Below are 21,188 nucleotides of genomic sequence, written 5' to 3'. Positions count from 1 at the left end.
TCGACGCGTTCACGGTGCACAGGACAGCGTCGGGGAGGGCGGTGTTTTCATGAACGAACCCTGGGGAATCTCCGGGCCGGCTTTCGCCTGGCTCTACGGAATCTGTGCCGTGGCGCCGATCGTGCTCGCCGTGGTGCACGAACTGTGGCTGCGTCGTGACACCGGGGCCAGGACGGTGCCGGGCCTCCACCACCTGGCCGCGCTGGCGGGCGGCGTGGAGCGGGTCACCGACACCGTCGTCGCCGGTCTGCTCGAACGGAATCTCCTGCGGCCCGACGGCCGGGGCCTCCTGCACCCGATCAGACCGGTCCCCGCCGACCAGTTCGAGCGCGCGGTCGTCTCGCTGGTGCCCGGCAACGGAATCGGCCTGCGCGACCTGCGCGCCAAGACGGCCCGGCACGACGTCGTCCGGGAGCTGCGCGCCGACCTGGAGCAGCGGGGCCTGTTCGTGCGCGAGCGTCGCCGCCGGAGGGGCTGGCAGTACGCGATCGCTGCGTACGTGGCCGTCTTCGCCCTGGGGATCGCGAGGCTCGCGAACGCCGTACCGCTGAAGCGGCCTGTCGGCGCCCTCGTCGTCCTGCTGATCGTCGCGGCAGGCGCGAGCGGCCTGGCCGTATGGCGGCAACGGCCGGAGCGCTCGGGCCGGGCGACGGCCGCGGGCGGCCTGGCACTCCACTACGGCGACTGGGACCGCGGCCTGGGGCGCACGACCGCAGGGCGGGTGGCGCTCCACGGGTTGGGGGCCTTCCCCGATCCGGTCGTCGTGGGCGCGCTGAGCAAGACCGGCGTGTTCGCCCGCACGGCGAGCACCTGCGGCGGAGGCGCGTCGTACGCCGTCGGTTCCTCGTGCGGTGGTGGGGCTTCCTCCTCCTGCGGCGGGGGTTCTTCCTGTGGTGGCGGTGGCGGAGGTGGTTGCGGTGGATGACTTCGGCTGGCTGTCCCTTACCGCGATCGCGCTCCCCGTCCTGGTCGCGGCGCTTCACGTCCGTTGGCTCCGGCGCGGTTTCCACGATGGCGGCAGGTTGCCGAGCGTGCGGCACGTGGCGGCCTTGGCGGGCGGTACCGCGCGGGTCACCGAAACGGTGGTCGCCTCGATGCTCGAACGCGAGCAGGCCCGGCTCGGTGGTTCCGGCAGGCTCTACCGCACGCCGCTGGTCCCGGTCGACCCGCTGGGGCAGGAGCTCGCCGGCCGGCTGTCGTCGTTCCCCGGCCACGCACTGCGGACGACGATGAGCCGCGGTCCGGCGATGCGGGCGCTGTGGGCCGATCTGGGCCGCCGCGGCCTGGTCGTCGCGGAAGGACGACGCCGGCTCACGTGGAGGATCACCGCCGTCGTCTATGCCGTCCTGCTGGGGGCCGGGACGGTCCGCTGGATCGTCACCGGCGCCGGCGTGGTCCTGATCGTGTTTCCCGTCGTCGCGCTGGCCCTGCTGATCGTCAGCCTGTGGCTCGGCCGGACCGACTACGCGGGCAGGACGACCACCGCGGGCCGGGCGGTGCTGGCCGAGGCGGAGACGGATCGAAGCCTCGTCTCGGGTGCGGCGGGCGCGGTGGCCATCGGCGGCTTCGCGGCATATCCCGATCGCGAAGTCGCCGCCATCCTGAGCCGCTACGGCGGACGCCCCGGCAAGGACACCCGCACCTTCGCCTGGGGCGACGGGACAAGCTCGGACTCCTCTTGGAGCGCCGACGGCGGCGTCTGACGCCCGGCGAATCACGGAACCACGACCGGGCGGATCGGCGTCCGGCTACGGTAAGCGCACCTGCTCGCGAAAGGCCCGTTCGATGAAAGACACCTGGGGTATCCCCGGACCCACTTTCCTGGCGATCTATGGCGCCCTGATCGTGTTCCCGGTGGTCGTCGGTCTCGTGTGGACGATCGCGGTCAAGCTGAGTGCCAAAGCACCGCGCGCCACCGTGAGCGGGCCGGAGCCGACGGTGTACGAGCTCGCCTATCTCGCCGGCGGCCCGGACCGGGTGGTCGACACGGCCATCGCGGCGCTGGTCGACCGCGGGACGTTGCGGGTCAGCAGCTCGAAACAACTCCAGCTCACCGGCCCCGAGCCCGCCGACCCCATCGAAAAGGCCGTCGCCAAGGCCGCGCGGCCGGGGCACAACGCCACGACTCGCGACATCCGCAACCGGTTGCGGATGTCGGGCCCGATGCAGGCGCTCGCCAAGGGGCTGGAGACGCGGGGACTCGTCGCCACGGACCGGTCGCGCCAGATCCGGCAGTTCGTGTACTTCCTGTACCTCGCCGTGCTCGTGCTCGGTGTCGTACGCCTGATCGCCGGGATCGCCGGTGACCGTCCCGTCGGTTTCCTCGTCCCCCTGCTGATCTCGGCCGTGTTCGCGACGGTGATCGCCCGCGCGCTCAGGAACAAGCGGCCGGGCCCCCGCCCGACCAGCGAGGGCGGCCGGATCCTCCACCGGGCCAGGTCCGCCCACGGACGGGAGCGCAAACGCGGTATCCCCAACGCTCCGGGGTACGCCGGCGCGGCCGGTCTCGGGTTGCTGGGCGGAGCCGCCGCGGCGGTCGCGTTCGGCGGCCTCGCCTCCTACCCGGACGACGAACTGAGCGCGGCCCTGATCCCGCCTCCGGTCTCCGGTGGTTTCGGTGGCGGTTCGTCCGGTGGCGGCTCCTCGTGCAGTAGCGGCGGAAGCTCGTGCAGCGGCGGCAGCAGCGGCGGCGGCGGTGGTTGCGGAGGCGGCGGCTGTGGCGGCTGACGGACCGGGCACGCTCGGGATCGGCATCGGCTGGCGGCACGAGCTGGACCTGTCGATCGCGCGGCTGCCCGGCGTCGACTGGGTCGAGGTCGTCGCCGAGAACCTGCACGCCGGGCATCTTCCCGAAACCCTGGTCGCGTTGCGCGACAAGGGAATGCCGGTCCTGCCGCACGCGGTGTCGCTGTCGCTGGGCGGGGCGGAGCCGCTGGACACCAAGCGCGTCGAGCATCTCGCGGTCCTCACCCGCGAGCTCGGCGCGCCGATGGCCAGCGACCACGTGTGCTTCGTGCGCGCGGGAGGGCTCGACTCAGGCCATCTGATGCCGCTCCCCCGCACCCGGGAAGCGCTCGACGTCCTGGTGGACAACGTCAAGCTGGCGCAGTCCATCGTGGACGTCCCGTTCGCGCTGGAGAACATCGCGGCGGTGCTGGACTGGCCGGACGCGGAGTTCACCGAGTCGGAGTTCCTGCGGGAGCTCACCGACCGGACCGGCTGCCTGCTGATCATCGACGTCGCCAATCTGTACGCCAACGCCCGCAACCTCGGCACCGATCCCGAACGGTTCCTCGACGAGATCCCGTGGGAGCGGCTCGCGTACACGCATATGGCCGGCGGTGTCGAACGCGACGGCGTCTACCACGACACGCACGCCCACCCGGTGGTCCCGGGGGTGCTGGACCTGCTGCGCGAACTGCGGCGCCGCACCGACCCGCCGGGTGTCCTGCTGGAACGCGACGACGACTACCCGTCCGACACGGAACTGGCGGCCGAGCTCGCCGCGTTACGGGAAGCGGTCTCGCCGTGACGTCGTCCCGGGAGCGGCTCGCCGCCCAGCAGGCCGAGCTGCTCAAGGCGCTCCTCGCGGGAGGCGACGCCCCGGCGGGCTTCGACGCGGACAGGCTCCGTATCGAGGCGAACGTCCTGCGGAACAAGCAAAGCAGGCTGGTCGCCTACCTGCGCCCGGATCTCGCCGAGGCCCTCGGTGACCGGTTCGCCGCGCTGTTCCGCGAGTTCGCGACGAGCCGTCCGAAGACCGACACGATCCGCGCGCGGGCCTACGCGGACGCTTTCGGCGCGTGGCTCGTGGAGCGCGGCGAAATCCCGAAGCCCCGGGGCCGATTCGCGCGCTGGCTACGCCAACGCCGCATTTAGTCCTCTGAATGCGGGCGGGCTTCGGCACCCTCCCGCATTCAGAGGACTAAATGCGGGTCGGTCACCAGACCGGGCGGTCGCTTCCGGGCACGTGTGTCGCTTCCGTCCACTGTGGATTCGAGCCCGGCAGCGTGCCCGCCATCTTGACCCGGGTGACCCGGCCGAGCTGGCCGTCGACGTCTTCGAGCCATTCGCCGCCGTCGAAGCCGGTGGGCCCGGCTTCCTTGCGCCCCAAGGAGTTCAGCCACTCCCCGGTCCCGGCGAGCGAGGTACGGACATGCTGGCTGCCGCCCTCGGTGGCCGCCCGGCGGACGGCGGTCATGATCGCCGCCGCGGTGAGCCAGCCGGTCGCGTGGTCGAGTGCCTGCACCGGAAGCGGTCCCGGGCCGTCGAGCCCGGCCGTCCTGCCGCCCTCGTCGGCGATCCCCGACACCATCTGCACCAGGCTGTCGAATCCCCGCCTGCGCGCCCACGGCCCTTCCCAGCCGTATGCGGACAGGTCCGCTACGACGATTCCCGGCCGGAGTTCGGCGATCGCTTCCGGCGAGAAACCCTTGGCCACCAGCGATCCCGGCCGGAAACCCTGCAGGACGACGTCGGCGCGCGCGATCAGCTTGCGCAGCCGCGAGCGTCCGGCTTCGGTCTCCAGGTCGACGTACGCCGAGAGCTTGCCCATCCCGGTGTCGACGGCCAGCGGCGGCACGGTCGGCAGCTGGGCCGACCCGATGTGCATGACGGTCGCCCCGTGCGCGGCGAGCACGCGGCCCGCGACCGGTCCGGCGATGACGTGGGTCAGGTCCAGGATCCGCACCCCGCCCAGTGGCCGGTCCGACTCGAACAGCCGCACGGGTTCCGACGGCCCGAGCGACCGGATCTCGGCGACCGGCAACGCGGACGACGCCTGCCCTTGCTTGTGCGCCAGCCACTCGTCACGGCTCCGCATCACGGCGGCCGCACCACCGGCGCCGATGACCGCCGACTCGACCTCGTACTTCGATTTGGCCGCCACGATCTTCTCGAACGCCGCCCTGGTCGCGGGCACGCCGAGGCCCCAGCACACGGCGGAGACGTGGCGCGGGTAGTTGCAGTGCAGCCGCACCCAGCCGTCGTTCGCGCGGTAGTCGCCGGACAGCGGCGCGCTGAACGGCACCGGTTCCCCATCGACGCGGACGTACTGCTCGCTGTGGAACGACGCGGCGGCGTGCCGGGTGTCGACCGAGACCTGGCCCGGCTCGATTCCCCGCAGCCGCAACAGTTCCCCGGCGGCCAGCGTCGCCGCGGCGATACTCGTCGTCGCCGCTTCCTCGACCCGGAAGGTCCCGGGCAGCACCGACTCGGGGCCGGTGATCTCGACGGCGTCTTCGGCGAGGGTGTCGCCGGTGAGCGTGGTCCAGACGCGTGCGTCCACGGAGGCCTTCACTAGGGCAGGAGCGCGATCAGCTCGGCCGGTTCCACCTTGGTCCCGGTGTAGAACGGGATCTCCTCGCGCACGTGGAGGCGGGCCTCGGTGCCGCGCAGATGCCGCATCAGGTCGACGATGCGGTGCAGTTCGTCCGCCTCGAAGGCCAGGATCCACTCGTAGTCGCCCAGCGCGAACGACGCGACCGTGTTGGCGCGGACGTCCGGGTAGTCGCGGGCTTCCTTGCCGTGGTCGGCGAGCATCTTGCGGCGCTCGTCGTCCGGCAGCAGGTACCACTCGTAGGAGCGGACGAACGGGTAGACGCAGATGAACTTGCGGGCCTCTTCCCCGGCGAGGAACGCCGGGATGTGGCTCTTGTTGAACTCCGCCGGGCGGTGCAGCGCGACCTGGCTCCACACCGGCGCCGACGCGCGGCCGAGCGGGGTGTGCCGGAAGCCGCTGTACGCCGCCTGGACCTGCTCGATCTCCTCGGCGTGCCACCAGATCATGTAGTCGGCGTCGGCGCGCAGCCCGGAGAGGTCGTAGACACCGCGGACGACGACGCCCTTGGCCTCCAGCGCGTCGAGGTACTCGGTGGTCTCCGCGGTCGCCTTCGCGCGGTCTTCGCCGAGCTTGCCCTGCTCGGCCCGGAAGACCGACCAGGCGGTGTAGCGGATGGTGTCATTGAGCTCGTTGTAGTTCAGCCGCGCCATACCGCCATCTTGGCACTGCCGGTGCTCAGGAGCCCTCGTGGGTCGGTGTGATCCCGGCGATGCGGCGGGCGGCCGCGTCGGCGGTGGCGATACAGGCCGGGAGCCCGACGCCGTGCAGCGTCGCGCCCGCCACGGCGAGGCCGGGGACGGCGGCGACGGCACGCTCGATCCGCTCGACGCGGACGAGGTGCCCGATGCCGTACTGCGGGAGCCCACCGCCCCATCGGGTCACCAGGGTGTCGATCGGCTCGGCGGTGACCCCGGTCAGCCGGGCCAGGTCGTCGCGGACCACGCGCACGAGTCCGTCGTCGTCGGCGTGCAGCGCCCCCGGTTCGCCGAAGCGGCCGACCGAGCCACGCACCAGCACCGGGCCTTCGCCGTGGTGCGCCCACTTGCGGGAGGAGAAGGTGAACGCCTTGGCGGCGAACGGCTTCCCGGCCGCGTCCCGCTCCCCCGCGCCGATCAGCACTCCGGACGACTCCGGCAACGCGGTCCCCGGCGGAAGCGCGAGCGCGACCACCGCCATCGACGCGAGTTCGATCTTGGCGAACACCGACGAGGCCACGCCCGCGACACCGTCGAGCAGCCGTCGTGCCGCAGGAGCCGGGACGGCGAGAAGTACGGAGTCGGCGTCGAGGTCGTCGACCTTCCAGCCGGTGGCGGTGCGCTCGAGCGTCGTCACCGTGGTCCCGGTCCGGATCTCGGCGCGGGACAGCTCCGCGAGCCGGGCGATAAGTGTTCCGAGGCCACCCAGCAGGGTGCCGAAGACCGGCGCCGTACTCGGCGAGGCGGGTATGAGCGAGGCGGCGCCTTCGGTGAGCGAGCGTGCGCCGCGATCGATCGCGGACGCGAGACCGGGCATGGTCGCGCGCAGTCCGAGCCCGTCCGCTCCCCCGGCGTAGACCCCGCCGAGCAGTGGATCGACGAGCCGGTCCACGAGTTCGTCGCCAAACCGCTCACGCAGCAACGGGCCGAGCGGCAAGTCACCGGCGAGCAGATCCAGCGGAGGCAGCGACGACTCGGCCTCGACCAGCGCGCGGCCCTTCTCCGACAGCACCCCCGCGACCGCGTCGGCCGAGGCGGGAACGCCCATGACCGTGCCCGGCGGCAGGCCGAGCACGGAGCCGCCGGCGTGGATCTTGGCGCGGGCCTTGGTGGGGTGGACGAGGCTTTCGCCCAGTCCGACCTCGCGGACCAGGGCGAGCGCCTCGGGACGGCGGGCGAGGAAGGCCTCCGCGCCGACGTCGTAGCGTTCACCGGCGAGTTCCACCGTGCGGAGCTTCCCGCCGAGCGACCCTGTCGCCTCGAAGACGACGATCCGGGCGTCTTCGCCGAGCAGCGTCCGCAGCCGGTACGCCGCGGTCAGTCCCGAGATACCGCCACCGACGACGGCGATCGTGCTCATGCGAGTTCGTGCACCAGCCCGACCACGCGCGTCAGCACGTCCGGGTCGACGCCGGGCAGCACGCCGTGGCCGAGGTTGAAGATGTGGCCGTCGGCCGCGCGGCCCTCGGCGTGGATGCGCCGGACCTCGGCCTCGATGACCGGCCAGGACGCGTGCAGCAGCGCCGGGTCGAGGTTCCCCTGGACGACGCCGCCGCCGAGCCGCCGGACGGCTTCGTCGAGCGGGATGCGCCAGTCGACGCCGACCACGTCGGCGCCCGCGTCGCGCATGGCCACGAGCAGCTCACCGGTGCCGACGCCGAAGTGGATCCGGGGCACGCCGTAGCCCGCGACCGCGGACAGCACCTTCGCCGAATGCGGCAGGACGAACTCGCGGTAGTCCCGCTCCGAGAGCGCACCCGCCCACGAGTCGAACAGCTGGATCGCGTCGGCCCCGGCGTCGAGCTGCGCGGACAGGAAGGTGATCGCCATGTCGGCGAGACGCCCGGCCAGGTCGTGCCACAGCTGGGGCTCGGAGTGCATGAGCGCCTTGGTGTGCTCGTGGTTGCGGCTCGGCCCGCCCTCGATGAGGTACGAGGCCAGGGTGAACGGCGCGCCCGCGAAGCCGATCAGCGGCGTCTCGCCCAGCGAGCCGACCAGCAGCCGGACCCCCTCGGCGACCCGCTCCACCTGCTCCGGCTCCAGCACCGGCAGGGCGCGCACGCCCGCGGCGTCGCGGATCGGCTCGGCGACGACCGGTCCGGTGCCCGCGACGATGTCGATGTCGAGGCCCGCCGCCTTGAGCGGGACGACGATGTCACTGAAGAGGATGGCCGCGTCGACGCCGTGACGGCGGATCGGCTGGAGCGTGATCTCGGCGAGCATCCCGGGGTCGAAGCAGGCCTCGAACATCGAGGTGCCCTCGCGCAGCGCCCGGTACTCGGGCAGCGACCGGCCCGCCTGGCGCATGAACCACACGGGGGTGTGAGCCGGGCGTTCGCCGCGCGCGGCGGCCAGGAACGGCGCACCGGGCAGGGCGCGACGAGCCGCCGGGACGGTCTGCGCGGGAGAAGCAACTGAAGGAGACATCACGGTTCATGGTGCCATGTGCGCTCGGAGGCCTTACTCTCGGCGCGCCTGCGCCCCGAACCGGACGATCGCGTCTTACAGTCGGTTGGTGACCGCGATGACGTCAGTACCCGATCTCTTCCGTGAAGCCGTCGCGGCGTTGCAATCGGTCCGGCCCCGTCCGGAGGTGCGGCTGGAGACGATGCGCCCGCCGCAGCGCCTGGCCCCGTGGTCCTACGCGGTGAGCTGCGAGGTCGAAGGGCCGGCGGACGTGCTGGCGTCGGGACGGCTGGTTCTGCTGCACGATCCGGAGGGCCAGGAAGGCTGGGACGGGGTCCTGCGGCTGGTCATGTACGTCCGCGCGGAACTCGACCGGGAACTGGCGACCGATCCCTTCCTGCCCGCCGTGGGCTGGTCCTGGCTGACCGACGCGCTGGAGAGCTCCGGCGCGGAGTGGACGGCGCTGGGCGGCACGGTCACCGAAACGTCCTCAGCCCGCTTCGGCGACATCTCCGGGCCCGCGCGCACCGACGATCTGGAACTCCGGGCCTCCTGGACGCCGACCAGTGCCGCGCTACGGCCGCACGGGCAGGCGTTCTGCCAGGTGATGGCGAGCGTCGTGGGGCTGCCGCCGGTCGGCGTGACCCTCTTCGAGCAGCGCCAGTCCTCCTGAGCCGCTTCTGGCCCCACAGGATGCGCTGTGACAGGTGGGGCTGCTGAAATCTGTCGAGTCCGTGAAGGCCTCCTTGAGGGACTCTGGGTCCCTCAAGGACGCCTTCACGGACTTCTCCCCAGGGTCCCGACACGCCGGATCCCAGCAATCGAGACATAGCATTCGGGTTATATTGCGAACGCTGGCCATCTAGCGCCGCTAGGAAAACTAGCGCGGTAGCAAAGGTCCCTTGCTCCCCCTCGCGAGTCCGTGAAGGCCTCCTTCACTACCCTCAAGGTAGGCAAGGAGGCCTTCACGGACAGCCGCGAGCCGCGAAGCGGCCGAAGGAGGCTTCGCTTGAGCCATTCGCGAGCCCCTCAGAGCGCCCGTACGCCGCCGAAGGTCGCTTCGCGGCCATCTGGACTAGACCAGCTCCTACCTGCGCGGAGCCGGTCGCTCGGAGGTCTGGACCACCCCGTTCGTGCTAACCCGGCTGTCACCGTCCGCAACAAGATCGAACCCGGCCACGAGCGCGCCAAGACGTTTCCGGAGCGTTACCGTCGCCGTCACCGAGCGGAGCGATCATGACGCTCCGCGAAGTTGATCAAGCCCCATGCCGGAGCCGGTTTCGGGCTCCCGCCGCACCGATCGCCGAGGCTCCCGGGCAGAGGCACCGGCAGGTGCACGGCCCATCTGCACAGTCGGTCGCGCCCCGGTAACTCAAGTCCATCGTGTTCTTTCGGCGATGTGTTAGCCACCGGCTGTGTACTAGCCCGATCGTGTTACTACGAACTCCCTGAGTGACCACTGGTTTGAGATAGATACCCATTCGATCCCCCCGCGAAGGCCTCAGGGCGGCTACAGTGCCATCGACGACACCACTTTCGGTCTAAAGCTGGCGCGGCTAAACGGCCGAAAGTCCCGGTGCCGGTCGGGGGGCACGACCGACTCCAGGGAGGTAGTGACGTGGCTACCGTCGGCATTTCTCAGGCCGTCCGATCCACGCCAGCCGGTTCATTGCCGGCGAGCATGGTTCCGCACCCGCGGGAAGAGCTTTTTTCCGTGTTGGTGGTCGATGACCACCCGCTGTTGAGGGAGGCAATCTCAGCAAGACTCGCACAGATGGGTGCGGGCACCGTCCACGAGGCCGCCACGGTGGCCGAGGCGAGGGCGCGAGCACAGGCCACCGGGCCTTGTGACCTGGCGATCCTCGATCTCGGACTGCCGGATGGCAGCGGCATCGAGCTGGTTACGGAACTCCGTAGCCATGGCTGGCCTCGGGTAGTGGTGCTCGCTTCATCGGACGACCCGTACGCGGTCAGGTCGGCGTTCCAGGCCGGCGCCCAGGCATACCTGCTCAAGTCGGCATCGCCGGTCGTAGTGACCGACGGCGTCCGCAGGGTGCTCGAGGGCGGCGTCTACGCGGACCCGAGCGTCGCACCGGTCCTGGCCACCGGCACCCGGGTCGCGGGCACCGACAACACCCCGCGCGAGCTTTCGGCGCGCGAGGTCGAGGTCCTGCAGCTCGTGGCCGACGGCCAGAGCAACAAGGAGATCGGCGAGGAACTCAGCCTCTCCGCTCTCACCGTGAAGTCCCACCTCTCCCGCATCGGGCGCAAGCTCGGCACGGGTGACCGGGCTCAGATGGTGGCGCTGGCCATGCGTGCCGGCGTGATCCGCTGACAAAGGCGAACAGCCCTGCGGGGCGGGCGGACCAGGCGCGGCCCGCTCGTCCCGTAGGGTCTTCACCTATGGAAGGCGACCGCCCCGGAGAACCGCAGACGGACCCGAAGACCGGCACCGACGACACCGGTGGACCGGTCCTGCTGCGTGAGCCCGCCGAGGGCACTCCGCCGGTGATCGCCGACGCGACCGCCCTCGCCGAAGCCTGCGCGAAGATCGCGGGCGGCAGCGGGGCCATCGCCGTGGACACCGAACGCGCGTCCGGCTACCGATACTGGCCGAAGGCCTATCTCGTGCAGCTGCGCCGCGAAGGTGCCGGCTCCTTCCTCATCGACCCCATTCCGCTCGAAGGGCAGCTCGAACCCCTCGCGGAAGTGCTCAACGACGCCGAGTGGGTGCTGCACGCGGCCTCTCAGGACCTGCCGTGCCTCGCCGAACTCGACCTGCGTCCGAAGAGCCTCTTCGACACCGAACTCGCCGGACGCCTCGCCGGGTACGAACGGGTCGCCCTCGGCACCCTCGTCGAACTCCTCCTCGGCTACCAGCTGGAGAAGGGCCACAGCGCCGCCGACTGGTCGAAGCGCCCGCTTCCCGTCGACTGGCTGAACTACGCCGCCCTCGACGTCGAGCTGCTCGTCGAGCTGCGTGAGAAGCTCGAAGCGGACTTGGCCGCCCAGGGCAAGCTCGAATGGGCCCAGCAGGAATTCGAGGCCGTCCGCACCGCGCCGCCGCCCGCCCCCCGGGCCGAGCCGTGGCGCCGGACGTCCGGCGTGCACAAGATCCGCAGCGCCCGCGGCCTCGCCGCCGTGCGCGAACTGTGGCAGGCGCGCGACGAGCTCGCCCGCAAACGCGACCGTGCGCCGAGCCGGATCCTGCCCGACAGCGCGATCATCAACGCCGTCACCGCGGACCCGAAGACCGTCGAACAGTTGCAGGCGCTGCCGGTGTTCAGCGGCCGGGTCCAGCGCAAGTACACCGCGAGCTGGCTGCGGCATCTGCAGGCCGCTCGCGCGCTTCCCGCCGACGAACTGCCGACCCCCGCGCAGCAGACCGACGGACCGCCGCCGGTGAACCGGTGGTCGGACAAGGATCCCGACGCCGCCGCCCGGCTTTCGGCCGCCCGCGCGGCGCTGTCCGCGATCGCGGAGGACCGGCGGCTCCCGGTGGAGAATCTGCTGCTGCCCGAGCTGGTGCGCCGCACCTGCTGGCGGCCGCCCGCGGACCTGAGCGAGGACTCGGTCGCCCAGGTCCTCCGTGACGGGGGCGCGCGGCCGTGGCAGGTCGAGCTGACGGTGGCGGTGCTGAGCAAGGCACTGCACGCCACCGCCGCCTGACCGGCTTCAGCCCTCCAGCAGCGCTCGCGCCGCCTCGCGTAGCTCGGCGTCCGGTTCCCCGAGTCCGGCGAGCCTCAGCACGCCGTCGGCCCCTTCGACGGCGTGCGCCTCGACGTCCAGGTCCGGCTGGTCGCGCCGGACGATCGCGATGCTCTCGACGAGCCCGAACACGAGATCGGTCCGGATACCGCGCAACTCTCCGGGGACGCCCGCGGCCGCGACGAGCGAGCCGTAGACGTGTTTGAGCTCCGCCCGCTCGGCCCGGAAGCGCGCCAGCCGCGGGGACGAGATCTCCGGAAGCAGGTACAGGGCGCCGAGGTTGTGCCGCGCGCTGCCGAGCAGGTGGATGTCCGCGTAGGCCAGCGCCCACAGCCGCGTGCCGACCGGCGCGAGCTGGGCCGAAAGCCCGCCCGCGACGTCCAGTGACGGCCGGACGGTGTCCTCCAGCAGCGCCGCGAGAATGTCCTCTTTGGACGGAAAGTGGTAGTAGAGCGACGCCTGGCGCAGTCCGGCGCGTTCGGCGATGGCCCGCGTGGTCGTCGCCGCGTACCCGGCGCCGGTGAACAGCTCCCCCGCCGCGTCCAAGACGGCGAACCGTGCCTCCTGTTTGCTCGCGGCGGCGCCGCTGGCTCTCGGCCTGCCCACCCCGGTCGTTTTCGTCATCTATCCGATCCTGCCATTTCTCCGCGAAGATCTTTGTTACGTCCGGCGGTCGGCCCAGGTTACCGAATCCGGTATCTGTTAACACCGCGCTTACCCGGCGGAGATCGGAAGGATCCCGCACGCGCTTAATTTCGGTCAGCCGATCGAAATCCGGCCCTTGAGACAGGAGCCTCCGCAATGCCTTCCGAGGACCTTTCCGCCTTCGGGTACCGCCAAGAACTTCGCCGTACACTGGGCGGTTTCTCCGCCTTCGCCGCCGGTTTCTCCTTCGTTTCCATCCTTACGACGGTGTTCCAGCTGTTCGCCTTCGGCTATTCCTTCGGCGACACGCTCTTCTTCTGGACATGGCCGCTGGTGATCGCCGGGCAATTGCTCGTCGCGCTCAACTTCGCCGAACTCGCCGCCCGATTTCCGCTGGCCGGATCGGTTTACCAGTGGGCGAAACACCTCTCCCCCGGATTCGCGGGGTGGCTCGCCGGCTGGATGATGCTGGTGGGCTGCGTCGTGGCCCTCGCCGGCGCCGCGATCGCGCTGCAGGTCGTCCTCCCGTCGGTCTGGAGCGGGTTCCAGCTCGTCGGCGGCGATCCGGCGATCACCTCCCCGACCGGCGCCAGCAACGCGGTCCTGCTCGGCACCCTGCTGATCGTCCTCACCACCGCGATCAACGCGGGCGGCGTGCGGCTCATGGCGCGGATCAACGACATCGGGGTCGGGGCCGAGCTCGTCGGGGTCCTGGTGCTGATCGCCGGTCTCGCGCTGTTCGCCGTCCGCGGCCCCCAGGTCGTGCTCCAGCCCGCGGGCGAAAGCCCGGGAGCCGGTGGCGTTCTCGCTTCGGCACTGATGGCCGCGTACGTTCTGTACGGCTTCGACACCGCCGCCTCCGTCGCCGAGGAGACCAAGGACGCCCGCCGAATCGCCCCGCGGGCCGTGCTCCGCGCGCTGGTGATCTCGGGCGTCGGCGGCCTCGCCGTCGTCATCACCGCCCTGATGGCGGCACCGAGCCTGACCGACGGTCAACTGGCCGGGAAGGGGCTGCCGTACGTGATCACGGCCGTCTTCGGTGACACTCTCGGTCGCGTCTTCCTCGCCGACGTCGCGATCGCGGTCGTCGTGTGCACCCTGACCATCCAGACCGGCACGATCCGGCTCGTCTACTCGATGGCCCGCGACGGCGCGCTCCCCGGCGCCAGGCGGCTCGCCGCGGTGCATCCCCGCACCGGCACACCGATCGCGCCCGCGATGCTTTCCGGGGCGCTCGCCATCGGACTGCTCCTGCTGAATCTGGGCAACCCGACCATCTTCAGCACGATCACCGGCACCTCGGTGGTCGTGGTCTACCTCGCCTATCTCCTGGTGACCGGGCCGCTGCTGATCCGGCGCCGTCAAGGCCGTTTCACCGCCGAACCCGGCCATTTCTCCCTGGGGCGATGGGCTATTCCGGTCAACATCGCGGCAGTAGGGTACGGCGCGATGATGATCGTCAACATCGCTTGGCCACGAGCCGAGATCTACGACCTGGCGGGCACCGGTTCCGTCTGGGTCCGGTTGTTCCCGATCGAGTTCGTCGGCGCCGCGCTGCTCACCGGCTACCTCTGCTGGCGCCGCCGCTCCGCGCTCACCACGGTTCCCGTCCCCGCGACCTGAAGGAAGGTTCCATGAGCACGACATCGACCACGTACGGCGCTCGCGACCACGCCCGTGCACAAGCGGGCACGGTGACCGAGGCGATGCCCGCCATCCCCGCCTCCACCTGGCCGGATCCGCCGCCCGGGATCGACCCGGCGAAGCTGGTCTGGGCCGAGACCGTCGCCGCCGGCGGCTACACCCACAAGGTCCTCGCCCGCGGCACCGAGTTGCGGCTGACCGACGTCGAGGGCGACGCCTGCGCGCATCTGCTGCTGTTCAACGCGGACCAGCCCTGGGAACGGTTGAACGTCGCGGACACGGTGAAGGTCCAGTGGAACGCCTATCTCGGCGAAGCGATCACCCTGCTTTCGGATCAGGCGCGGGTGCTCGCGACCGTCGTCACCGACGAGAGCGGCAACCACGACGCCCTCTGCGGCACGTCCACTGTGGACGGTAACGCCGAGCGCTACGGGGACGGGAGCCCGCAGGGCGATTCGCCGTCGGGGAACGCGCTGTTCACCCTCGCCGCCGCCAAACACGGCCTCACCCCGCGCGATCTCCCGCCGAGCCTGTCCTTCTTCCAGGGCGTGCACGTGGAGGCCGACGGCGGGCTGACGTTCACCGGTTCGGCGGGCCCAGGCAAATCCGTGGTCCTGCGCACGGAACTCCCGGTGATCGTCCTGATCGCCAACGTCGCGCATCCGCTCGACCCGCGCCCGGACTACACGGTCACCCCGCTGCGCGTCCTCGCTCAGCGGAACACACCGTCCACACCGGACAGTCCCGAATGGACAGCGTCACCCGAAGCGCGGCGCGCCTTCGAGAACACCGCCGACTACCTCACCGCTAGGGGCCTGGCATGACGATCATCTCCGACACCGAGGTCGCCGCGCGGGCGCCGTACTCCACCGTGCTGCGGAAGGGCGAGACGCTCGCGATCATCGACCTCGGCGGCAACCAGGCCGTGGACTTCCTCTGTTACGACGCCGCCGACACGGTGAAGAGATACAGTGCGGCCGCCACGATCGCCGCGCAGCGCAACATCTTCCTGACCACCGGCAGCGTGCTGCGCACCGGCGAGGGCACGCCGCTGCTGACCGTCGTCGAGGACACGTGCGGACGGCACGACACGATCGGCGGCGCCTGCAGCAAGGAGTCGAACAGCCTCCGCTACGGCCAGCACACGCGGTACCAGCACGCCTGCGTCGAGAACTTCCTGACCGAGGGCGCCAAATGGGGTCTCGGCAAACGGGACCTGGTCGGCAACGTCAACTGGTACATGAACGTGCCGGTGGAACAGGACGGCACGCTCGGCATCGTCGACGGCATCTCCGCGCCCGGCCTGGAGGTCAAATTGCGCGCCGAAACCGACGTCCTGGTGCTGGTGTCGAACTGCCCGCAGATCAACAACCCGTGCAACGGCTTCGACCCGACGCCGGTCCGGATGATCGTCACCGGCGGTGGCGTGTGAAGCTGCTCGTCGCCAACCGGGGGGAAATCGCGGTCCGGATCATCCGCACCGCAAGGGAGATGGGCATTCCGACGGTCGCCGTCCATTCCGACGCCGACCGGACGGCCGCGCACGTACGGCTCGCCGACGAAGCCGTCCGGCTCGGCCCGGCGCCGGCGAGGGAGAGTTATCTCCTCGGCGACGCCGTCATCGAAGCCGCGCTGAAGACCGGGGCGGACACCCTCCACCCGGGTTACGGTTTCCTGTCCGAAGACGCCGCTTTCGCCAGGTCGGTGGAAGTGGCCGGGATCCGGTTCGCCGGCCCCACCGCGGAGCAGCTGGAGGTCTTCGGCAGCAAGCACACCGCGCGGGAAAAGGCCCTGGAGGCTGGCGTTCCGCTGCTGCCGGGCACCGGTCTGCTGGACAGCCTGGAAGACGCCGAGTCGGCGGCAGCGGAGATCGGCTATCCGGTGATGCTCAAGGCCACCGGCGGCGGTGGCGGGATCGGCATGCGTGCCTGCGCGTCCGCCACCGAACTGCGCGATGCCTGGGAGGTGGTGCGGAGCATCGCGGCCAAGAGCTTCTCGACCCCGGGCGTGTTCCTCGAACGGCTCGTGACGCGCGCGCGGCACGTCGAGGTCCAGGTGTTCGGCGACGGTACGGGCGAGATGCTGGCGCTGGGCACGAGGGACTGCACGCTGCAGCGGCGCAACCAAAAGGTGCTCGAAGAGTGCCCCGCGCCGGGCCTGCCCGAAGCGGTGCGGGAGAACCTGGTCTCGACGGCCGCCGGCCTCTGCGCCTCCGTGCGCTACCGGTCGGCCGGGACGGTGGAGTTCATCTACGACCCGGACCGCGAAGAGGCCGCGTTCCTCGAGGTCAACACGAGGCTGCAGGTCGAGCATCCGGTCACCGAGGCGGTGTACGGGATCGACCTGGTCGCGTGGATGCTCCGGCTCGCCGACGGCGACACCGGGATGTTCGCCACCACGCCGTCGCCGCGCGGGCACGCCGTCGAAGCACGGGTCTACGCGGAAGATCCGGCCGCCGGGCACCGGCCGAGCGCGGGCCTGCTGACCCGCGCCGACTTCCCCGAAGGCGTCCGGGTGGACAGCTGGGTCGAGGCCGGGTCGACCGTGACGACGCATTACGACCCGTTGCTCGCCAAGGTGATCACTGTCGGTGCCGACCGGGCCGAGGCGCTGTCCTCGCTGGGCGAGGCACTCGGCGAAAGCCGGGTGGACGGCGTCCGGACGAACCTCGGTCAGCTGCGTGCGGCCGCCGCGGATCGGCGGCTGCACGAGGTCGCGCACGACACCGCGACGCTCGACACGATCAGCGACCCCGAACCGCGGATCGAGGTCCTCCGGGGCGGCACGATGACCACCGTCCAGGACTGGCCGGGACGGCTGGGCTTCTGGCACGTGGGTGTCCCGCCGAACGGGCCGATGGACGACCTGTCGCTACGCCTGGGCAACCGCGCGCTGGGCAATCCCGAAGGCGCGGCCGGCCTGGAGTGCACTGTGGACGGCGTCTCGCTGCGGTTCACCGAGGGCGCAAGCGTTTGCGTCACCGGATCGCCGTCGCCGGTGACCCTCGACGGCGCGGCCGTTCCACAGTGGACGCCCGTCAAGGTCCCCGCGGGCGGCGTGCTCGACGTCGGCACCGGGACCTCCGGGCTCCGCGCCTATGTCCTCGTCCGCGGCGGGATCGACGTGCCGGACTTCCTGGGCAGCACGGCGACGTTCACCCTCGGCAGTTTCGGCGGGCATGGCGGTCGCGCGCTGGCGACCGGTGACGTCCTCTACCCCGGTCCTCTTCCGGAGCAGGATGTCGCCGGTCCCGTCCCCGAATCCGAACGCCCGGTCTTCGCCACGCACTGGGAGATCGGCGCCTCGGAGGGACCGCACGCGGCGCCGGAGTTCTTCACCCCGGACGACGTCGAGACGTTCTACGCCACCGACTGGGAAGTGCACTTCAACTCCGCGCGGACGGGTGTCCGGCTCGTCGGGCCCCGGCCGCGCTGGGCTCGGGAGGACGGCGGCGAGGCGGGGCTGCACCCGTCGAACATCCACGACACGCCGTACGCGATCGGCGCCGTCGACTACACCGGCGACCTGCCGATCCTGCTGGGCCCGGACGGGCCGAGCCTCGGCGGGTTCGTCTGCCCGGCGACCGTGGTGACCGGGCAGCGGTGGAAACTCGGCCAGCTGCGGCCGGGCGACACCGTGCGGTTCGTGCCGATCACCACCGAGCACGCGGACGCGCTGCGAGACGAGCCGTCGACGGCGGTCAAGGCGAGCCGGAAGCCGATCGACGACGGCGGCATCCTCGGCCGTCTGTCCACATCGGACGAGAACCCCGAGGTCACCTACCGGCGCAGCGGGGACGACAACCTGCTGATCGAGTACGGGCCGATGAAACTCGACCTGGCCCTGCGGATGCGGGTCCACGCCCTGGCCGATCGGCTGGCCACGGAAGGGCTCGACGGCGTCGTCGACCTGACCCCGGGCATCCGCTCGCTCCAGGTCCACGTCGATCCGGACGTGCTCCCGGTACCGAAACTGCTCGGCCTCGTGCAGGAGGTGGAGCACGACCTGCCGCGCACCGCCGATCTCGTGGTGCCGAGCCGGACCGTACGGATGCCGTTGTCCTGGGACGATCCGGCGACGCGCGAGGCGATCGAGCGGTACATGGCGGGCGTGCGCGACGACGCGCCGTGGTGCCCGTGGAACATCGAGTTCATCCGCCGGGTGAACGGTCTGTCCAGTGTGGACGATGTCTACCGCACGGTGTTCGACGCGGAGTACCTGGTGCTCGGCCTCGGCGACGTCTACCTCGGCGCGCCGGTGGCCACTCCCCTGGACCCGCGGCACCGGCTGGTGACGACGAAGTACAACCCGGCGCGCACCTGGACCGCGGAGAACTCGGTCGGCATCGGCGGCTCGTACCTGTGCATCTACGGGATGGAGGGGCCCGGCGGGTACCAATTCGTCGGGCGGACCGTGCAGGTGTGGAGCGGCTGGCGGCAGCGCGGATCGTTCGAACCGGGTTCGCCGTGGCTGCTGCGGTTCTTCGACCGGATCTCGTGGTACCCGGTGACCGCCGAGGAACTGCTGGAGCTGCGGGCACAGAGTTCGGCGGGGGAACTGGAACTCGACATCACCGACGGCGAGTTCGCGCTGGCCGACCACGAACGCTTTCTGGCCGACAACGCGGCGGACATCGCCGCGTTCCGCGAGAAGCAGAGCGCGGCGTTCGAGGCCGAGCGGCAGGCGTGGGCGGCGGCGGGCGAATTCGACCCGCGGCCGGAACCCGTCGGTGCCAAGGTCCCGACCACGAAGGTCGAGGCCCCGCCCGGCGGACACGTCGTCGAGGCGCCGTTCGCCGCGACCGTCTGGCGAGTGGACGTCGAGCCCGGCAAGAAGGTCGACCCGGCGGAGACGCTGGTGATCCTCGAAGCGATGAAGACCGAGGCGCGAATCCCCGCGCCCGCCGCCGGGGAGGTCGTCGAGGTGCTCGTCTCCCCCGGCGATCAGGTCGCCCCCGGCACGCCGCTGGTGGTTCTGGGAAGGAGCGCGGGATGAGCGTGCTGGAGCGGGTGCGCGCGGCGTACCACCGGATCGCGCGGGTCGACCGGCCCGAGATCTGGATCGGCCTGCGTCCGGAGGAAGACGTCCTCGCCGACGCGGAGAAGCTGGACGCCCGTCGCGCGGTGGGGGAATCCTTGCCGCTGTACGGGAAACTCGCCGCGGTCAAGGGCAACATCGACGTCGCCGGGCTGCCGACGACGGCGGCGTGCCCCGAGTTCGCCTACCTGCCGGACGAGGACGCACCGGTGGTGGCGCGGCTGCGCGCGGCCGGGGCGCTGATCCTGGGCACGACCAATCTGGACCAGTTCGCGACCGGACTGGTCGGCACGCGCAGTCCGCACGGCGCGGTCCGGAACGCGATCGACCCCGCGTACGTCTCGGGTGGTTCGAGTTCGGGGTCGGCGGTCGCGGTGGCGCTCGGGATCGTGGATCTCGCGCTGGGCACCGACACCGCCGGCTCCGGCCGCGTCCCGGCGGCGTTCAACGGGATCGTCGGGCTGAAGCCGACGCGGGGGCTGTTGCCGACGACCGGCGTCGTGCCCGCGTGCGCGAGCATCGACTGCGTGACGGTGTTCGCGCGGACGGTCGACGAGGCTTCGGCGGCGTTCGCCTGCCTGAGCGAGCCCCGGGATCTTGCGGTGCCGAACCGCCCTTTCCGGATCGGCGTGCCGTCCGAGGCAGGACCTCTCCAGGACGGGTGGGCGGAAGCGTTCTCCGCGGCGGCTCACGCGTTCCGCGACGCGGGCGCCGAACTGGTCACTGTCGACATATCGGCGTTCCTGGCCGCGGCGCGCCTGCTGTACGAGGGCGCGTTCGTGGCGGAGCGGTACTCGGCGGTGGGCGAGTTCATCGACGCGAACCCGGACGCCGTGGATCCGGCCGTGCGGCGGATCATCGGCGCGGCCAAGGACATCCCGGCGCACCGGTTGTTCTCCGACCTCGCCACGCTCGGTGAGCTTTCGCAGGAAGCGTCGGCCGTTTTGTCCACTGTGGACTGTCTCCTGCTGCCCACGACGACGGAGCACCCGACGATCGCCGACGTCGAGGCCGATCCGCTGGGCGTGAACGCCCGGCTGGGCCGGTTCACGAACTCGACGAACCTGCTGGGCCTGTCGTCACTGGCCGTGCCCGCCGGGACCGTGGGCGGGCTGCCGTTCGGAGTGATGCTGGTCGGTGCCGCGTACGCCGACCGGATCCTCGCCGACGTCGCCCGCTCGGTACCGCGGCGGACGCGGATCGCCGTCGTCGGCGCCCATCTGCGCGGGCAGCCGCTGAACCACGAACTGACCTCGCGGGGCGGCCGGTTCGTTTCCGCCGGACCGACCGCGGCGGAGTACCGGTTGTTCGCGCTGGACACCGTGCCGCCGAAGCCCGGTCTCGTCCGGGTCGCCTCGGGCGGCTCGGCGATCGAGGCCGAGGTGTGGGACCTGCCGCTCGCGGGCTTCGGGGAGTTCGTCGCGGGTGTCCCGGCGCCGCTGGCGATCGGGAAGGTGCGGCTGGCCGACGGGAGCGAGGTGTCCGGGTTCGTCTGCGAGCCCGGCGCGGTGGAGGGCGCCGAGGACATCACGGGGTACGGCGGGTGGCTCGGGTACCTGAGCCGTTGACTCGCGTCTCGTGAGTGGTAAGGACGGTTAGAGCCGAAGGTGGCTCAGGTACCTACCGTCGGTGCGCGGGCGGCGGTTTCGTGTGACTGACCGGACGACACACGTGATCAGACGGACGACACACGTGATCAGACGGACGACTCG

General features: G+C 71.2%; 18 protein-coding genes. 13 read left to right on the top strand and 5 right to left on the bottom strand.

The features are described 5' to 3' along the window. Positions 1-49 precede the first annotated feature (49 nt). The 5 genes from ACZ3HL_RS05420 to ACZ3HL_RS05400 all read left to right on the top strand — a co-directional run bounded on the left by ACZ3HL_RS05420 (position 50) and on the right by ACZ3HL_RS05400 (position 3,879). The gene (locus ACZ3HL_RS05420) at positions 50-925 is read left to right on the top strand and encodes a TIGR04222 domain-containing membrane protein (protein ID WP_465528946.1); all 876 of its coding nucleotides are present in this window, start codon (positions 50-52) and stop codon (positions 923-925) included. Next, positions 918-1,703 (top strand): TIGR04222 domain-containing membrane protein, encoded by a 786-nt coding sequence (locus ACZ3HL_RS05415; protein WP_465528944.1) that lies wholly within the window; start codon positions 918-920, stop codon positions 1,701-1,703. The genes ACZ3HL_RS05420 and ACZ3HL_RS05415 overlap by 8 nt, the downstream gene beginning before the upstream one ends. 82 nt (positions 1,704-1,785) lie before the next feature. Next, positions 1,786-2,727, top strand: coding sequence for a TIGR04222 domain-containing membrane protein (locus ACZ3HL_RS05410; protein WP_465528942.1), 942 nt, complete (start codon positions 1,786-1,788; stop codon positions 2,725-2,727). Then, the gene (locus ACZ3HL_RS05405; RefSeq protein ID WP_465528940.1) at positions 2,717-3,532 is read left to right on the top strand and encodes an MbnB/TglH/ChrH family RiPP precursor modification enzyme; all 816 of its coding nucleotides are present in this window, start codon (positions 2,717-2,719) and stop codon (positions 3,530-3,532) included. Before ACZ3HL_RS05410 ends, ACZ3HL_RS05405 begins: the two co-directional genes overlap by 11 nt. Next, positions 3,529-3,879: an SCO6045 C-terminal-like domain-containing protein gene (locus ACZ3HL_RS05400; protein ID WP_465528938.1), complete on the top strand. Its 351-nt coding sequence runs from the start codon at positions 3,529-3,531 to the stop codon at positions 3,877-3,879. The genes ACZ3HL_RS05405 and ACZ3HL_RS05400 overlap by 4 nt, the downstream gene beginning before the upstream one ends. Positions 3,880-3,940: 61 nt before the next feature. Here the strand turns inward: ACZ3HL_RS05400 and ACZ3HL_RS05395 are convergent, their stop codons facing one another. Genes ACZ3HL_RS05395 through hemE form a run of 4 tightly spaced genes read right to left on the bottom strand, consistent with a single transcriptional unit; the run spans position 3,941 to position 8,463 of the window. Then, the gene (locus ACZ3HL_RS05395; protein ID WP_465528936.1) at positions 3,941-5,287 is read right to left on the bottom strand and encodes a CoA transferase; all 1,347 of its coding nucleotides are present in this window, start codon (positions 5,285-5,287) and stop codon (positions 3,941-3,943) included. A gap of 11 nt (positions 5,288-5,298) precedes the next feature. After that, positions 5,299-5,991, bottom strand: coding sequence for a hydrogen peroxide-dependent heme synthase (hemQ, locus tag ACZ3HL_RS05390; RefSeq protein WP_126731581.1), 693 nt, complete (start codon positions 5,989-5,991; stop codon positions 5,299-5,301). 25 nt (positions 5,992-6,016) lie between these two features. Next, a complete protein-coding gene (gene hemG / locus ACZ3HL_RS05385; protein ID WP_465528933.1) occupies positions 6,017-7,396 on the bottom strand; it encodes a protoporphyrinogen oxidase in 1,380 nt (459 codons plus the stop codon). After that, positions 7,393-8,463, bottom strand: coding sequence for a uroporphyrinogen decarboxylase (hemE, locus tag ACZ3HL_RS05380; protein ID WP_465412230.1), 1,071 nt, complete (start codon positions 8,461-8,463; stop codon positions 7,393-7,395). The genes hemG and hemE overlap by 4 nt, the downstream gene beginning before the upstream one ends. 88 nt (positions 8,464-8,551) lie before the next feature. Here hemE and ACZ3HL_RS05375 point away from each other — a divergent pair, with 88 nt between their 5' ends. The 3 genes from ACZ3HL_RS05375 to ACZ3HL_RS05365 all read left to right on the top strand — a co-directional run bounded on the left by ACZ3HL_RS05375 (position 8,552) and on the right by ACZ3HL_RS05365 (position 12,111). After that, positions 8,552-9,115 carry a DUF3000 domain-containing protein gene (locus ACZ3HL_RS05375; protein ID WP_465412229.1) on the top strand — a complete coding sequence of 188 codons (564 nt, stop codon included), beginning with the start codon at positions 8,552-8,554 and terminating at the stop codon, positions 9,113-9,115. Between the two features lie 945 nt (positions 9,116-10,060). Continuing rightward, on the top strand, positions 10,061-10,777 hold the full coding sequence (locus ACZ3HL_RS05370) for a response regulator transcription factor (protein WP_034318331.1): 717 nt from the start codon (positions 10,061-10,063) through the stop codon (positions 10,775-10,777). A gap of 68 nt (positions 10,778-10,845) precedes the next feature. Beyond that, entirely contained in the window at positions 10,846-12,111 is a 1,266-nt protein-coding gene (locus ACZ3HL_RS05365) for an HRDC domain-containing protein (RefSeq protein ID WP_465412228.1), read from the top strand. A 6-nt stretch (positions 12,112-12,117) separates the two neighbouring features. Here ACZ3HL_RS05365 and ACZ3HL_RS05360 read toward each other — a convergent pair whose 3' ends face one another. Further along, a complete protein-coding gene (locus ACZ3HL_RS05360; RefSeq protein ID WP_465412227.1) occupies positions 12,118-12,774 on the bottom strand; it encodes a TetR/AcrR family transcriptional regulator in 657 nt (218 codons plus the stop codon). 177 nt (positions 12,775-12,951) lie between these two features. Between ACZ3HL_RS05360 and ACZ3HL_RS05355 the strand changes: the two genes are divergently transcribed. The 5 genes from ACZ3HL_RS05355 to atzF are packed head-to-tail and all read left to right on the top strand — an operon-like array spanning position 12,952 to position 21,044. Then, positions 12,952-14,418: an amino acid permease gene (locus ACZ3HL_RS05355; RefSeq protein ID WP_465528931.1), complete on the top strand. Its 1,467-nt coding sequence runs from the start codon at positions 12,952-12,954 to the stop codon at positions 14,416-14,418. A gap of 11 nt (positions 14,419-14,429) precedes the next feature. Beyond that, positions 14,430-15,263 (top strand): urea amidolyase associated protein UAAP1, encoded by an 834-nt coding sequence (locus tag ACZ3HL_RS05350; RefSeq protein WP_465528929.1) that lies wholly within the window; start codon positions 14,430-14,432, stop codon positions 15,261-15,263. Next, a complete protein-coding gene (locus ACZ3HL_RS05345; RefSeq protein ID WP_465528927.1) occupies positions 15,260-15,871 on the top strand; it encodes an urea amidolyase associated protein UAAP2 in 612 nt (203 codons plus the stop codon). The genes ACZ3HL_RS05350 and ACZ3HL_RS05345 overlap by 4 nt, the downstream gene beginning before the upstream one ends. Continuing rightward, complete coding sequence (gene uca / locus ACZ3HL_RS05340) at positions 15,868-19,434, top strand: urea carboxylase (RefSeq protein WP_465528925.1); 3,567 nt, start codon at positions 15,868-15,870, stop codon at positions 19,432-19,434. Before ACZ3HL_RS05345 ends, uca begins: the two co-directional genes overlap by 4 nt. Then, on the top strand, positions 19,431-21,044 hold the full coding sequence (gene atzF, locus ACZ3HL_RS05335; protein WP_465528923.1) for an allophanate hydrolase: 1,614 nt from the start codon (positions 19,431-19,433) through the stop codon (positions 21,042-21,044). Before uca ends, atzF begins: the two co-directional genes overlap by 4 nt. Positions 21,045-21,188 lie beyond the last annotated feature (144 nt).

The organism is Amycolatopsis sp. NPDC000009 (genome assembly GCF_055563465.1).
This window is presented reverse-complemented; position numbering and strand designations above follow the sequence as displayed.